Origin of the sequence: Serratia rhizosphaerae (assembly GCF_009817885.1) — a bacterium.
Taxonomy (GTDB): domain Bacteria; phylum Pseudomonadota; class Gammaproteobacteria; order Enterobacterales; family Enterobacteriaceae; genus Serratia_B; species Serratia_B rhizosphaerae.
In genome coordinates this window covers 3,666,463-3,681,636 of the sequence record NZ_CP041764.1, presented here as the reverse complement: position 1 = coordinate 3,681,636, position 15,174 = coordinate 3,666,463, and the positions used below count along the sequence as shown (strand labels likewise).

Sequence of the window (15,174 nt, the reverse complement as noted above, 5' to 3'; positions counted from 1 at the left end):
CGCCACGACACGCATGGCGCAGGCCTGTTTAGCCTTCGGCAGAACGAATGGCGCTGTCCAAATCCTCCGGGCAGAGGTTGGTGCGCAGAAAATCCGCATCGTGCGGCAATTGAAGGTTGAGACGCGTGATGACGCCAAACTGCAGACGCCCCTGTTCCAGCTGATAATCCAGCACGTGGCCGCCGCCGTTACGGTCGTCGGTGACAAAATGTTCGTGATAACCGGCGACGCCGATGCCCTGCATATAATCCGGCGAGCGGAAGCCCACCAGCGTGCCACGGCGCCGCGTAAAGGCGAAGGTCGGCTGTGCTTCTATCGCCTCCAGCATCGGCTTGTAGGGGCGTTCCTGACGCGGTACGGTGCGGGTTTCCACATGACTGAACTCACCATCGACGCGCAGCGCGCAAAACAGATTGGGCGAGGCCACCTGTTCGTCGATGCACTGATGCAGTTGAGCTTTGGTGATGGGACGGTCGAAATGCTGCGTGACGCTGGGTTTGAAAAAGGTCACTACGGCAAACGGCGTTTTTTGATCCTGCTGCGCCGGGCGTGCGCTGCCGTCGGCGCGCAGCTGATGAATTTCCTGGTCAAAGGCGATCAGTTCGCCGTCAAGATGGTTGAAGGTTCCCAGGCCGAAATCGCCGTGGCGCAGCAGTTCGGCGATGGTGACGTCTCCCTCGTACACCCCGCCGATCAGCGCGCTCATCAGCGAAATCTGGTAAATCTCCCCTTCACCGGTTGCCGCCGACTGGCTGGCAAAACCCTGCGCCAAATGCTGCGCACAGGTACACCCGTGGTTCTGGTTCATGCAATACTCCTCCACCAGCGCGGACATACGGCGTCCGCACGTTCAACTATGCTGCCCAGCCCGTTTCGCGTTGTAACGATTCAGCTAGCGGCAACAAAAAACGACCTCTGGGGTCGAAACCACGTTGGAAGAAACAAATGATTAACATTACTAACCTTTTATCTCTCTAATTCCGCCGTGATAAAAACGTTTTCTGGTGTTGAAGCAAAAAAAGGGTTGCCGGAAGCTATCCGCCACAACCACGTAACAAGTTATGACAACAGTAATATTTTTACATTTACTCTTAATTTATCGACGATGATATGTCGGAAACCCACGTCATCTCCTTAAAAATAGTAAGATTAAGCCGCCGCGTTGAGAACCCTATATTCATAAGAAATGCTTTTGCATATAATGCAAAGATGAACGACACCCGTTATGCCGAACATTTGCCGATTTTTCTGGAAGTCGCCCAACTGGGCAGCTTCTCCGCCGCAGCCCGCAAGCTGGGCATGGTGCCTTCTTCGCTGGTGCGCCATATCGATACGCTGGAGCAACAGCTGGCGGTGACGCTGTTTATCCGCTCGACCCGCGGCCTACAGCTGACCGACGCCGGGAAAATGCTGCAGAGCCGCGCCGCAGCGCTGCAGGCCGATATGCTGACCCTGCGCGCCGAACTGCACTCGCTCAGCGATGTGCCGCAGGGCGTGCTGCGCATCAGTTGCCTGCCAACCTTTGGCAAAACCTACCTGTTGCCGCTGCTGCCGGAACTGGCGCAGCGCTATCCGCAGTTGGCGGTGGAGCTGGATTTCACCGAGCGCCCCGCCGACCCCAAACAGGAGTCCCTCGACGCCGCGCTGCGTATCGGCGAGCAGAAAGACAGCTCGCTGTATGCCCGCCGCATCGCCACCCAGCGCTGGCTGATGTGCGCCAGCCCGGCCTATGTCGCCCGCTACGGACGCCCGAGCACGCTGGCCGACCTGCCACAGCACCGGCTGATTGCGCGCTTACATCAGCAGCAGCCGGCCTGCTGGGGGCAAATTCTTGACGCCGCGCTGCTTAACCGCTGCAAGCTGGCGTTACGCTGCGATGATTTCACCGCCCAGCGGCTGGCGGCGCTCAGCGGTATCGGCATCACCTTCCTGCCCAACTGGGTGGTAGGGCCGGACGTGCAAAGCGGCGCGCTGTTGCCGCTGATGGACGACCCCCGTGGCGAGGAGCAAGGGATTTATCTGCTGCGCCCGGTAGCCAAGGTTTCCGCCAGGCTGGCGGCTTTCACCACGCTGCTGCAGCAATATATCGGCCAGCCACCCAGCTGGGCCTGAGACACCGCACATTTCATCCTTCTCCGGTTCAGGGTACAGTAGCCGCAGCCAAGGAGACCTTATGCAGCCAGAGCAGCAAATTATTGAGTGGTTACAACAAGATGAAGCGCGCATGAGCGCCCTGCGCGCCGCGCGCCGTCTGGGGCTGGGCGACTGGTGCCTCGGCGCCGGTTTTGTGCGCAATCTCGTCTGGGATCGGCGGCACGGCTATACGCAGCCGACACCGCTGAACGATATCGACGTGATCCACTTTGATCCACTGCGTACGCAGCCCGAACGCGACCGTATGCTGGAGATGCGCCTGCAGACGTGGTTGCCGCAGCCCTGGTCGGTGAAAAACCAGGCGCGGATGCACCTGCGCGCCGGGCGCACGCCCTACCGCAGCAGCGAAGACGCCATCAGTTACTGGACAGAGATCGAAACGGCGGTCGGCGCACGGCTCAACGCCGACGACAGCATTACGCTGGTCGCGCCCTTTGGTCTGCAGGCGTTGTTTGCCGACAGTATTACCTTCAACGCCAAAAGCGCCAATTTCGCCGCCTATCAGCAGCGTATTGCCGATAAAGGCTGGCTGCTGCGCTGGCCGCAGCTACGGCAGTCCGCCGTCTAAAGTTTATGCGCCGCCTGCCGATAGTAGAGTGAAAACCTCCGACTCAGGAACAGCGCCATGATAAACAGCATCATCATGTCCATCCCGCTTAAACCGGCCCTGCCGGCGGTCAGCCGTCTGGTCAGCGCGCCGGGTAAAACCGGCCAGCTGCTGATGACCACGCCGCTGGATACCCACCCCAACGCCGGCAAAACGAAGAAGAGCGATGGCAGCCAGCCCGTCGAGCACGGTGCGCCGGCGCGTATCAAGGCGCTGCAGCAGCAAATTCAGGATTTACAGCAACAGCTGCTGGAGCTGAAAGACTCAGACGGCGATGCCAAACAGATCGAACGACAAAAACAGCTGATCCAGGCGCGTATCGCCATGCTGCAGGCGGAGATCGCGCGCATCCGCAAAGAAGAGATGGAAAAACAGCAGTTAGCACACGCGAAAACGGCCGACGGCGTCAACCGCCCTACGCCGTACAACGCGCTGGACGTCTATATCTGAGTCAGCCGGCCGACCGTTGTTGACGCTGCTGTTGCAACAGCGCCGCCTGCTCCCGCACGACTTGCCAGACCGCCTCCGCCGCCGGCGACAGTGAGCGGTTCTTGCGCCGCACCAGCATCAGGGCGCGGTGGATCTCCGGCTGCAGCCGCTTCACCCGCAGCTGGCCGCCCTGCGGCAGCGGCAACGCCAGCGCCGGGAAGATGCTGATGCCGATGCCAGCGGCCACCATCGGAAACAGCGTGGCCGGATGGCCGATCTCCTGCACCACTTCCGCTTCCACGCCCTGCTGACGCAGCGCGCTGTCGATCAGTTGCCGGCTGCCGGAAGCGTAATCCTGCAGCACCAGCCGGCTGCCGCTCAGCGCTGACCAGTGCACCTGCGGCAGGTCGGCAAACGGGTGATCGTCCCGGCACAGCAGTAAAAACGGCTCATGCAGGATCGGCTCGCAATCCAGGTCGATCGCCTGCACCGGATCGACCACGATGCCGAAATCCACCTCGGCGTTGCGGATACTGTTCAGCACCCACTGCTGCGCCTGGTCGCGCAGCAGGATACGGATGTCCGGATACTGCTGCTCGCCGGCGGCGATGCACTGCGGCATCAGGTGTGCCGAAATGGTCTGGCTGGAAGCCACCCGCACGGTGCCGCTGCGCTGAACGCCGAAACTGCGCGCGTCCAGCAGCGACGCCTGCAGCTCATCCAGCAAACGTTCAACGCGGTTTGCCAAGCGACGCCCTGCGTCGGTCAGCAACACTTCACGGGTGGTGCGGTCCAGCAGGCGCACGCCGATTTCCGCTTCCAGTTCTTTGACGCTGTGGCTGACCGCCGACTGCGTCAGCCCTATCGCTTCGCCGGCGCGGCTAAAGCTGCCGTGGCGCGCAATGGCGACAAATACGCGCAGTTGCTTCAGGGAATAGTTCATGATTTTTATTCATATATAAATTAAATAAATCAATTTTATTATTATATTCCGGCGCGCCACACTATTCCTATTATTTTCCCGTACGAGTTTAGCCATATGAAATTTCTCCCCGACCGTTTTACCCTGACGCTGCTCGCCACCGTGCTGTTAGCTTCGTTTTTGCCGGCACGCGGCGTGGCGGTCGGCTGGCTGAATACCCTGACCGTCGCCGCCATCGCCCTGCTGTTTTTTATGCACGGCGCCAAACTGTCGCGCGAGGCGATTCTCGCCGGCAGCAATAACTGGCGGCTGCATCTGTGGGTGATGTTCAGCACCTTTATCATTTTCCCGCTGCTCGGCGTGCTGTTTAAGTGGTGGTCGCCGGTGGCCGTCAGTCCGGAACTGTATAACGGCTTTATCTACCTGTGCATTTTGCCCGCGACGGTGCAGTCCGCCATCGCCTTTACCTCGCTGGCCGGCGGCAATGTGGCGGCGGCGGTATGCAGCGCCTCGGCCTCCAGCCTGCTGGGCATCTTCGTTTCGCCGCTGCTGGTCGGCCTGCTGTTGAACGTGCATGGCGAAACCGGCGGCCTGCAGCAGGTCGGCAGTATCGTGCTGCAACTGCTGGTGCCGTTTATCGCCGGCCACCTGGCGCGGCCGCTGATCGGCAAATGGATTGACCGCCACCGGAAATGGATTGGCAAAACCGACCAGACGTCAATTCTGCTGGTGGTATACGCCGCCTTCAGCGAAGCGGTGACCCACGGCATCTGGCATCAGGTGGGATGGAAGGCGCTGCTGTTTATTCTGCTCGTCAGCCTGGCGCTGCTGGCCGTTGTGCTGTTGATCAATATCCAGATGGCGCGCTGGCTGGGGTTCAATAAAGCGGATGAGATCACTATCGTGTTTTGCGGCTCGAAAAAGAGCCTGGCGAACGGCATCCCGATGGCCAATATTCTGTTTCCGGCCGCCAGCGTCGGAGTGATGGTGCTGCCGTTAATGGTGTTCCATCAGGTGCAGCTGATGACCTGCGCGATGCTGGCGCGGCGCTATCAGCAAAAACAGCTGCGGCAGCAGCAGGCGGCGAAGGAGAAAACCGCCTGATACAAAAACGGGGACGCAGCGGCGTCCCCGTCGTCAGCCGCGTTTCAGCGGCTTCACCAGCGCGTCCAATCCTTCAATTTTCAGCGCCAGCGTCATCTCCATCAGCATACCCAGTTTGCCTTTGGGAAATTCGCCCTTACGGGCGAACCACAGCAGATACTCTTCCGGCAAATCAATCAGCACCCGCCCCTGGTATTTGCCGAAAGGCATCACCGTATTGGCGATTTCAATCAGGTTTTCCTTTTCCATCAGTCACCCAGCAGGCGGATCATTTCCGCTTCGTCGATCACCTCGATGCCCAGCTCCTGTGCTTTAACCAGCTTGGAACCAGCGGCCTCGCCGGCGATCACCAGATCGGTTTTCTTCGATACGCTGCCGCTCACTTTCGCCCCCAGCGCCGTCAGGCGATCTTTGGCTTCATCACGCGACAGCTGACTCAGCGAACCGGTCAGCACCACGGTTTTACCGGCAAACGGGCTGTCTATCTCTTCTGCCGCCACCACCACCGGCGCCGGCCAGTTAATGCCGATCTGCGGGCTGACCAGTTCGTCAATCACCCGCTGATTCAGCGCTTCGGCAAAGAAGTTGACCACGTGCTTCGCCACCACTTCGCCCACCTCCGGCACCAGTTTTAACGCTTCGACGTCCGCCGCTCGTAGCGCGTCCAGCGAGCCGAAATGCGCCGCCAGGTTGGCCGCCGTGGCTTCGCCGACCTCGCGGATGCCCAGCGCATACAGGAAGCGGGCAAAGGTGGTCTGTTTGGATTTCTCCAGCGCATTGACCAGATTCTGCGCCGACTTCGGCCCCATGCGATCCAGCCCGGTCAGCAGACCGGCAGACAGGCGGAACAGACCGGCGGGATCCTTAACGTACTCTTTTTCCACCAGTTGTTCGATGATCTTGTCGCCCATGCCGTCGACGTCCAGCGCACGGCGGGAGACAAAGTGCTTCAGCGCCTCTTTCCGCTGCGCCGCGCAAATTAAGCCGCCGGTGCAGCGCGCGACCGCTTCGCCTTCCACCCGCTCAACGTCGGAGCCGCATACCGGACAGTGCTGCGGGAACACCACCTCGCGCGCATCGAGGGGACGACGCTCTTCCACCACGCCCACCACCTGCGGGATCACATCGCCGGCGCGACGAACGATCACCGTATCGCCGATGCGCAGCCCGAGCCGTTCAATTTCATCGGCGTTGTGCAGCGTAGCGTTGCTGACGGTGACGCCGGCCACCAGCACCGGCTCCAGACGCGCCACCGGCGTAATCGCCCCGGTGCGGCCGACCTGAAACTCGACCTCGCGCACCTGGGTAATCTGCTCCTGCGCCGGGAATTTAAAGGCGGTAGCCCAGCGCGGCGCGCGGGCGACAAACCCCAGCTGTTCCTGCAGATCGATATCATCAATCTTCACCACCACGCCGTCGATATCAAACCCGAGCCCGCCGCGGTCCTGTTCAACCTGGCGGTAAAAGGCCAGCACCTCGTCGCTGCCGCTGCACAGCCTGACGCGATCGCTGACCGGCAGCCCCCAGGCTTTAAACTGCATCAGGCGCTGCCGATGGCTACGCGGCAGTTCGCCGCCTTCCAGCAGGCCGACGCCGTAGCAGAAGAAGGTCAGCGGACGTTTGGCAGTAATGCGCGGGTCCAGCTGACGCAGCGAGCCGGCGGCGGCGTTACGCGGGTTGGCGAACACCTTGCCGTCCTTACGGCGCGCCTCTTCATTCATTTTTTCAAAGCCGGCCTGCGGCATAAACACTTCGCCACGCACTTCCAGCCGGCGCGGAATATTGTCGCCGGTCAGACGCAGCGGAATGGCGCGGATGGTGCGCACGTTGGCGGTGATGTTCTCGCCGGTGGTGCCGTCGCCGCGCGTGGCGGCGCGCACCAGCTCGCCGTCTTCATACAGCAGGCTGACCGCCAGCCCGTCCAGCTTCAGCTCGCAGCAGAAACTCAGCGCCTCGCTGCTTTTCAGCCGGTCCTGCACCCGCTTATAAAACGCCAGGAAACTCTCATCGTCGAACACATTGTCCAGCGACAGCATCGGCACCTCATGGCGCACCTGCTCAAACGCCGACAGCGGCGCGGCGCCGACGCGCTGGGTCGGCGAATCGGCGGTGACCAGCTCAGGGTGCGCCTCTTCCAGTTCGCGCAGCTCGCGCATCAGGCGGTCATATTCCGCATCGGGAATTTCCGGCGCATCCAGCACGTGGTACTGGTATTCATGATGGCGTAATTGGGTTCGCAGTTGATTGATTGTTTCGATTGTTGTGGCCATAGCTCACCATCAGAGATAAAAAACCCCCAACGAGTGGGGGTTTCAGGAGACGTAATGTTCAGTGCGCATCGCAACCGTCAGGCGTTGTTTTCCAACACTTCACGGATGCGCGCTTTATAACTTTCCAGCTTTTGCGGCGTCATCATGCGACGCTCGTCATCCAGCACCACGCCGCCAACGTCGTCAGCGATGCGCTGCGCCGACTGCAGCATCAGCTTGAAGTTCTGATTGGCATCGCCGTAGGACGGCACCATCATAAACATGGACACGCCCGGCGTGGAGAAATCAGACATTGAATCCGGGTCGAAAGAGCCGGGTTTCACCATGTTCGCCAGGCTGAACAGCACCGGGCCGCTGCCGGCCGGGCTGATATGGCGATGGAAAATGCCCATTTCGCCGAACTGGAAGCCGGACTGCAGCACGCTCTGCAGCAAGACTTCGCCGCCGATAACGCCGCCCTGATGCGCCGCAACGTGCAGCACCAGTACGGTTTCCTTGCGCTTGGCAGGCTCCGGCGCCGGCTGAGCCGGTGCGGGCTCCGCTACAGGCTCGGGTTCGGCCGGTTTGCTTTCAGGCTGCGGCGCAGGCGCTGCTTCCTGTTCAAACGCAGGCTCTGGCTCTGCCGGCGGCAGGTCGTCGACGCGCGGCTCTCGGCGCGGCGCAGGCTGTTCTTCGGCCGGTTTCTCAACGGGTTTCGCTTCCGGCGCGTAGTCGTCCAGCAGCACATCATCGTAGTCCGGACGCTGAGACAGCGGCGCGGGCTGATGTGCTGCCGGCTGCACCTCGCGCGGCACCGGCTCAGCCGCCGGAGCGGACTTCGACGCAGCTACCGGTTCTTCGCGAGCGGCATCGAAATCACCGAACGACGGCTCATCGTGCGGATGGGCGGAGCGCACACGCACTTCTCCCACGCCGTCATCGAAGTCGTCGTCAGAAGTTGGTTCACGTTCTTTTTTAGAACGCTTGGCTGGGCGATCGCGGAAAAGGGACGAGCGTTCCTTACGGCTGGTCCACAGACCATGTAATAACAACGCTATTATGGCGATCGCGCCAACAACGATTAATATCAGACGCAAATCCTGCATCATTGCTATCTCTGTTGTTCCAATACATTGCCACCGCGGCAAACATTCACTCTTTAACTCTATTTGCCTGTGCAGACAAGTGCAAGTCCGTGCTGAACTTTATGCTAATAAAGATGATAATTCTGCCTTTTTTGCTTTTTTTTCAGCCAACAACACGCTAGTCAGCGGAAAATCATCCCTATATGATAGCCAGCTTGCCCGTTCTGTTAACGAGATAACTTAAGATATGTCTTATTCGCAGCAAACTTCCTCCTCCGCCAGCGGCATGCATTACTTTGCTGAAGGCTGGCGCCTGATTTCACGTCCCGGCATTAAACGCTACGTGGTGCTGCCGTTACTGGTCAACGTGCTGCTGATGGGTTCCGCCTTCTGGTGGCTCTTCAGCAAGCTCGGCGGCTGGATCCCGCAAATGATGGCGCACGTGCCGGACTGGCTACAGTGGCTCAGCTACCTGCTGTGGCCGATCACCGTCATCTCCGTGGTGCTGGTGGCCGGCTATCTGTTCAGCACCATCACCAACCTGATCGCCGCGCCGTTCTGCGGCCTGCTGGCTGAACAGCTGGAAGGCCAACTGACCGGCAAACCGCTGCCGGACAGCGGCATGGTCGGCCTGGTCAAAGACGTGCCGCGCATTATGGCGCGTGAATGGCGTAAGTTGGCGTACTACCTGCCGCGCGCGCTGGTGCTGTTTCTGCTGTATTTTGTGCCGGTCGTCGGCCAGACGGTGGCGCCGGTACTGTGGTTCCTGTTCAGCGCCTGGATGCTGGCGATTCAGTACTGCGACTACCCGTTCGACAACCATAAGGTCAGCTTTGCCGATATGCGCCGCGCCCTGCGGCAGAATAAGGTGCATAACCTGCAGTTCGGCGCGCTGGTCAGCCTGTTTACCCTGATCCCGATCCTTAACCTGGTGATCCTGCCGGTGGCGGTATGCGGCGCCACGGCGATGTGGGTTGACCGCTACCGCCATCGGTTCGTCGCACATTAATCCCCCCTCCCCTGACCAACGGCCCTGCTTGCAGAGCTGTTGGTCATCGTTTCCCGCCGTCGCAATCGCGCCTTATAACCGCACAGCAGCAGCGCTGCTGACAAATCCTTCGCCGAACAAGTGCGCCAAACACTAATAATTACTTGAATTTACATATAATTTGAAAAAATAACCCTTCTGGCACATATTCTCTAATAACATATCAATATACCAATTCCTTACTTCCCTGCCGGGAACGTTAGCGTATGCTTTCGAGGTTCCCTACATTATTCATAGAGTTAAAGGACGGGCTATGAGCAAGATATATGAAGACAACTCATTAACAATCGGCCATACGCCGCTGGTTCGTCTGAACCGCATCGGTAACGGGCGCATCCTCGCCAAGGTCGAATCCCGCAACCCAAGCTTTAGCGTTAAATGCCGCATCGGCGCCAATATGATTTGGGACGCGGAAAAACGCGGCATCCTGACGCCGGGCAAAGAACTGGTTGAACCGACCAGCGGCAACACCGGCATCGCGCTGGCCTACGTGGCAGCGGCGCGTGGTTATAAACTGACGCTGACCATGCCGGAAACCATGAGCATCGAACGTCGCAAGCTGCTGAAAGCGCTGGGCGCCAATCTGGTGCTGACCGAAGGCGCCAAAGGGATGAAGGGCGCCATCGCCAAAGCGGAAGAAATCGTCGCCACCGATCCGGATCGCTATATTATTCTGCAGCAGTTCAGCAACCCGGCGAACCCGGAAATTCATGAAAAGACCACCGGCCCGGAAATCTGGGAAGATACCGACGGCGACGTGGACGTATTTATCTCCGGCGTCGGCACCGGCGGCACCCTGACCGGCGTCAGCCGTTATCTGAAGAACGCCAAGGGCAAGGCCGTTACCACCGTGGCCGTTGAGCCGACCGACTCGCCGGTGATCTCCCAGGCGCTGGCGGGCGAAGAGCTCAAGCCCGGCCCGCACAAGATTCAGGGCATCGGCGCCGGCTTTATTCCGGGCAACCTCGATCTGGATCAGGTCGACCGCGTGGTGCAAATCACCAATGACGAAGCCATTAACATGGCGCGCCGTCTGATGGAAGAAGAAGGCATTCTGGCCGGCATCTCCTCCGGCGCCGCGGTGGAAGCCGCCGTCAAACTGAGCCAGGAGCCGGCGTTCGCCGACAAGACTATAGTGGTGATTCTGCCCTCTTCCGGCGAGCGCTACCTGAGCACCGCGCTGTTTGCCGATCTGTTCACCGAGCAGGAATTACAGCAATAATTCAGGCTGTGCACAAAAAGCTAAAAAAGCACCTCACGGGGTGCTTTTTTGTGGGCTGGATCAAAGTTTATACCCGCCAAAGATTGATTTTACCCCTTAGCTCTAGTATTTAACCCTTCCATTATTTCGATGCACAAAATTAATCGCCTCCCGCCTCTGATTTGCGCTGAATCGATTTACGCGTTTGTCGCCGCGGCGTAAAACACGGCATAATGGGGAGCGGATTGAAACGACGGCCCGCCGGTACGGTTTTTTTGATCTGGGCGGGGTAAAGCGTCGTTTTCTGTTGCATCAAACCTCGCCCCTGTACCATAGTCAGGCGCTAAACGGACAAGCTAAAGTCGCCCCGCTAGGCTAAACTTTAGCTCCACAATATTCATCCAATAAGTTGGGGAAACATCAATGTTCCAGCAAGAAGTTACTATTACCGCTCCGAATGGTCTGCATACCCGCCCAGCCGCTCAGTTCGTTAAAGAAGCTAAAGGCTTCACGTCTGAAATCACCGTGACCTCCAACGGCAAAAGCGCCAGCGCCAAAAGCCTGTTCAAGCTGCAAACTCTGGGCCTGACCCAAGGGACCGTAGTAACCATTTCTGCTGAAGGCGAAGACGAGCAGAAAGCCGTTGAGCACTTGGTTAAACTGATGGCAGAGCTTGAGTAATCGGCCCGTCTTTTTAGTTAACACCAGTCAAGAGTAAGGTAGGGTTATGATTTCAGGCATTTTAGTATCACCGGGCATCGCTTTTGGTAAGGCTCTCCTGCTGAAAGAAGATGAAATTGTCATCAACCGGAAGAAAATCTCCGCAGACCTTGTGGAGCAGGAAGTTGCACGTTTCCTGGCAGGCCGCGCCAAAGCATCGGAGCAGCTGGAAGCCATCAAGACCAAAGCCGGCGAAACCTTCGGTGAAGAGAAAGAAGCCATCTTCGAAGGCCACATCATGTTGCTGGAAGATGAAGAGCTTGAGCAGGAAATCATAGCCCTAATCAAAGATGAACTGGCTTCCGCCGACGCCGCCGCCTATACCGTGATCGAAGGCCAGGCGAAGGCGCTGGAAGAGCTGGACGACGAATACCTGAAAGAACGCGCCGCCGACGTACGTGACATCGGTAAGCGTCTGCTGAAAAACATTCTGGGGATGCCGATCGTCGATTTGGGCTCCATCCAGGATGAAGTGATTCTGGTCGCCGCCGACCTGACGCCTTCCGAGACCGCGCAGCTCAACCTGGACAAGGTGCTGGGCTTTATTACCGATCTCGGCGGCCGCACCTCTCACACCTCGATTATGGCGCGCTCACTGGAGCTGCCGGCCATCGTCGGCACCACCGACGTGACCAAGCAGGTGAAAAACGGCGACTATTTGATTCTGGACGCGGTCAACAACAAGATTTACGTTAACCCGACCGCGGACGTGATCGACGAGCTGAAAGCCGCGCAAAACCTGTATATCACCGAGAAAAACGATCTGGCCAAACTGAAGGACCTGCCGGCGATCACGCTGGACGGCCATCAGGTTGAGGTCTGCGCCAACATCGGCACCGTGCGCGACGTCGCCGGCGCTGAACGCAACGGCGCGGAAGGCGTGGGCCTGTATCGTACCGAATTCCTGTTCATGGACCGCGACGCGCTGCCGACCGAAGAAGAGCAGTTCCAGGCGTATAAAGCCGTTGCGGAAGCCATGGGCGCACAGGCGGTCATCGTCCGCACCATGGACATCGGCGGCGATAAAGACCTGCCGTACATGAACCTGCCGAAAGAAGAGAACCCGTTCCTCGGCTGGCGCGCGATTCGTATCGCCATGGACCGTCGGGAAATTCTGCACGCACAGCTGCGCGCCATTCTGCGCGCCTCCGCCTTCGGTAAACTGCGCATTATGTTCCCGATGATTATCTCCGTGGAAGAAGTACGCGATCTGAAGGGCGAACTGGAGACGCTGAAGGCGCAGCTGCGTGAAGAAGGCAAGGCGTTCGACGAAACCATCGAGGTCGGCGTGATGGTCGAAACCCCGGCCGCGGCGGTGATTGCTCACCACCTGGCGAAAGAAGTCGACTTCTTTAGTATTGGGACAAACGATCTAACCCAGTATACTCTGGCGGTAGATCGCGGCAACGAGCTGATTTCTCATCTCTATAACCCGATGTCCCCATCAGTGCTTGGCCTGATCAAACAGGTTATTGACGCATCTCACGCAGAAGGCAAGTGGACCGGCATGTGCGGTGAACTGGCTGGTGATGAACGTGCTACACTGTTGTTATTGGGCATGGGGCTGGATGAGTTCAGCATGAGTGCGATTTCAATCCCGCGCATCAAGAAAATTATTCGTAATACCAATTTCGAAGATGTGAAGGCGTTGGCAGCGCAGGCGTTGGCACAGCCAACGGCGCAAGATCTGATGAACTGCGTGAATAAGTTCATCGAAGAGAAGACACTCTGCTAAACTTCCACGACACTGGAACGCCGCCCAATTAAATGCTTAGGAGAAGATCATGGGTTTGTTCGATAAGTTGAAATCTCTGGTTTCAGATGACAAGAAAGACACGGGCACTATCGAGATCGTCGCTCCGCTTTCTGGCGAAATCGTCAACATCGAAGATGTGCCTGATGTAGTATTCGCTGAAAAGATCGTCGGCGACGGTATTGCCATCAAACCTGCCGGCAACAAAATGGTTGCTCCGGTTGACGGCACTATCGGTAAAATTTTCGAAACCAACCACGCTTTCTCTATCGAATCCGACAGCGGCATTGAGCTGTTCGTGCACTTCGGCATCGATACCGTAGAACTGAAAGGCGAAGGTTTCAAACGCATTGCCGAAGAAGGCCAGCGCGTCAAGAAAGGCGATGTGGTTATCGAGTTCAACCTGCCTCTGCTGGAAGAGAAAGCCAAGTCTACCCTGACGCCGGTGGTTATCTCCAACATGGACGAGATCAAAGAGCTGATCAAACTGTCCGGCAGCGTCACCGTGGGCGAGACCCCGATCATCCGCATCAAGAAGTAATTGCGAATGAGATAAAAACGGCGCCCATCGGCGCCGTTTTTTTATGCCTGCCAGCCGGGCACCTTCAGGGTGATCACCAGCCCGCCCCGCTCGCCGTTACGCGCCTCGGCCTGACCGCCGTGCGCCAGCAGCACCTTGCGGGTAATCGCCAGACCCAAACCGTAGCCCTTGCCCGATTTAGGCGAGTTTACCCGCACAAAGGGGTCAAAAATGCTGGACAGTTTGGATTCCTCCACGCCCGGCCCCTGATCGCTCACCACGATATGGAACTGCTGCTCCGCACGCTTTAACGCCACCGTAACCCGCTGTCCGCTGCCGGAAAAACGCAGCGCATTGCGCACCACGTTGTCGAGCGCCCGACGCATCAGCTCGGCGTTGCCCTTCACCGTGTACTCCTGTTCGGCATCGGCCTGCAGCACAATCTCCACGCCCGGCACCTGCGCTTCATAGCGCGCATCATTCACCACCGCCGCCACCAGACCGTACAGATCGAAATACTCTTCGCCTGTCTGGTTGCCGTTCTCGGCGCGCGACAGCGCCAGCAGTTCACCGATCATCTTATCCAACCGCCCGGTTTCATGCTCGATGCGCTGCAGCGAATTCTCTACGTTATCCGGGTTCTGCCGCGCCAGACCGATGGCCAGCTGCAGCCTGGCCAGCGGCGAGCGTAGCTCATGCGACACATCGTGCAGCAGTTCTTCACGCGCGCTGACCAGCACTTCCAGCCGTTCCGCCATCAAGTCAAAATCGCGCGCCACCTCCGACAGTTCATCGTGACGCCGCCGCATCGAGGGGAACAGACGGATCGCCAAATCGCCCTGCGCCAGACGGTCAAACCCGCCGCGCAGCTGGCGCATCGGTCGTGTCAGGTTCCAGGCCAGCAGTGCGCTAAACAGCAAACCGCCAACCCCGCCGATCCATAGCATCGGCTCCGGGATATGGAACAGATGCCAGCGCCGGTTCATCCGGTATTGGGCGCGTAAGCTTTCCACGTCATAACTCAGCAGATAGCCCTGCCGGTCGGCGCCGCGCACCCACTCCACGATTTTTTTCGGCATCCGCCCCGATTCAACCAGCGGCGATGTTTGCCCAACCGGCGGCTGCGACGCCGGCGTCACATGCAGAAAACGCCGATCTTCCACCGGCCAGTCGGCAATCATCGCGTTCAGCGCCGGCATGCCGCCGCTTTGCAGCATCGACACCGCTGAAGTAATCTGCATATTGACCAAACGGCGGGCCAGCGCATTCTCCGGCGGCTCCCGGTTGCCGTAAACGGCAAAAGAGATCCACAGTACCTGCATCATGATGATAAAAATCAGCCAATAACCCAGCAGGATTTTCCAGAACAGTCTGCCGCGCAT

General features: G+C 58.8%; 15 protein-coding genes. 9 read left to right on the top strand and 6 right to left on the bottom strand.

Annotated features, from left to right (window positions below; translation table 11 throughout):
• Positions 1-28: 28 nt before the first annotated feature.
• Positions 29-808: an acetolactate decarboxylase gene (gene budA / locus FO014_RS17105; protein ID WP_160030392.1), complete on the bottom strand. Its 780-nt coding sequence runs from the start codon at positions 806-808 to the stop codon at positions 29-31.
• 401 nt (positions 809-1,209) lie between these two features.
• On the opposite strand from budA, the gene FO014_RS17100 reads away from it, so the two are divergent.
• From FO014_RS17100 to FO014_RS17090, 3 genes are all read left to right on the top strand, one after another.
• Positions 1,210-2,112, top strand: coding sequence for a LysR family transcriptional regulator (locus FO014_RS17100; protein ID WP_160030391.1), 903 nt, complete (start codon positions 1,210-1,212; stop codon positions 2,110-2,112).
• Between the two features lie 61 nt (positions 2,113-2,173).
• Positions 2,174-2,722, top strand: coding sequence for a nucleotidyltransferase family protein (locus tag FO014_RS17095; RefSeq protein WP_160030390.1), 549 nt, complete (start codon positions 2,174-2,176; stop codon positions 2,720-2,722).
• A gap of 57 nt (positions 2,723-2,779) precedes the next feature.
• A complete protein-coding gene (locus tag FO014_RS17090; protein ID WP_160030389.1) occupies positions 2,780-3,211 on the top strand; it encodes a FlxA-like family protein in 432 nt (143 codons plus the stop codon).
• 1 nt (position 3,212) lies between these two features.
• On the opposite strand, the gene FO014_RS17085 is transcribed toward FO014_RS17090, so the two are convergent.
• Entirely contained in the window at positions 3,213-4,133 is a 921-nt protein-coding gene (locus FO014_RS17085) for a LysR family transcriptional regulator (RefSeq protein ID WP_160030388.1), read from the bottom strand.
• A 96-nt stretch (positions 4,134-4,229) separates the two neighbouring features.
• Here FO014_RS17085 and FO014_RS17080 point away from each other — a divergent pair, with 96 nt between their 5' ends.
• Complete coding sequence (locus FO014_RS17080; RefSeq protein ID WP_160030387.1) at positions 4,230-5,216, top strand: bile acid:sodium symporter family protein; 987 nt, start codon at positions 4,230-4,232, stop codon at positions 5,214-5,216.
• A gap of 33 nt (positions 5,217-5,249) precedes the next feature.
• Here FO014_RS17080 and FO014_RS17075 read toward each other — a convergent pair whose 3' ends face one another.
• The 3 genes from FO014_RS17075 to zipA form a co-directional block, all read right to left on the bottom strand.
• Positions 5,250-5,465, bottom strand: a complete 216-nt coding sequence (locus FO014_RS17075) for a DUF3820 family protein (protein ID WP_015673278.1) — start codon at positions 5,463-5,465, stop codon at positions 5,250-5,252.
• Entirely contained in the window at positions 5,465-7,486 is a 2,022-nt protein-coding gene (ligA, locus tag FO014_RS17070) for an NAD-dependent DNA ligase LigA (protein WP_160030386.1), read from the bottom strand. Before ligA ends, FO014_RS17075 begins: the two co-directional genes overlap by 1 nt.
• 77 nt (positions 7,487-7,563) lie before the next feature.
• A complete protein-coding gene (zipA, locus tag FO014_RS17065) occupies positions 7,564-8,574 on the bottom strand; it encodes a cell division protein ZipA (protein ID WP_160030385.1) in 1,011 nt (336 codons plus the stop codon).
• 223 nt (positions 8,575-8,797) lie between these two features.
• Here zipA and cysZ point away from each other — a divergent pair, with 223 nt between their 5' ends.
• From cysZ to crr, 5 genes are all read left to right on the top strand, one after another.
• A complete protein-coding gene (cysZ, locus tag FO014_RS17060) occupies positions 8,798-9,559 on the top strand; it encodes a sulfate transporter CysZ (protein WP_160030384.1) in 762 nt (253 codons plus the stop codon).
• Between the two features lie 292 nt (positions 9,560-9,851).
• Entirely contained in the window at positions 9,852-10,820 is a 969-nt protein-coding gene (gene cysK, locus FO014_RS17055; protein ID WP_160030383.1) for a cysteine synthase A, read from the top strand.
• Between the two features lie 402 nt (positions 10,821-11,222).
• Positions 11,223-11,480, top strand: a complete 258-nt coding sequence (ptsH, locus tag FO014_RS17050) for a phosphocarrier protein Hpr (protein ID WP_000487600.1) — start codon at positions 11,223-11,225, stop codon at positions 11,478-11,480.
• Positions 11,481-11,526: 46 nt separating this feature from the next.
• Complete coding sequence (gene ptsI / locus FO014_RS17045; protein WP_160030382.1) at positions 11,527-13,254, top strand: phosphoenolpyruvate-protein phosphotransferase PtsI; 1,728 nt, start codon at positions 11,527-11,529, stop codon at positions 13,252-13,254.
• Between the two features lie 49 nt (positions 13,255-13,303).
• Positions 13,304-13,813 carry a PTS glucose transporter subunit IIA gene (gene crr, locus FO014_RS17040; RefSeq protein WP_004936467.1) on the top strand — a complete coding sequence of 170 codons (510 nt, stop codon included), beginning with the start codon at positions 13,304-13,306 and terminating at the stop codon, positions 13,811-13,813.
• A 41-nt stretch (positions 13,814-13,854) separates the two neighbouring features.
• On the opposite strand, the gene FO014_RS17035 is transcribed toward crr, so the two are convergent.
• On the bottom strand, positions 13,855-15,174 hold the full coding sequence (locus FO014_RS17035; protein ID WP_160031430.1) for an ATP-binding protein: 1,320 nt from the start codon (positions 15,172-15,174) through the stop codon (positions 13,855-13,857).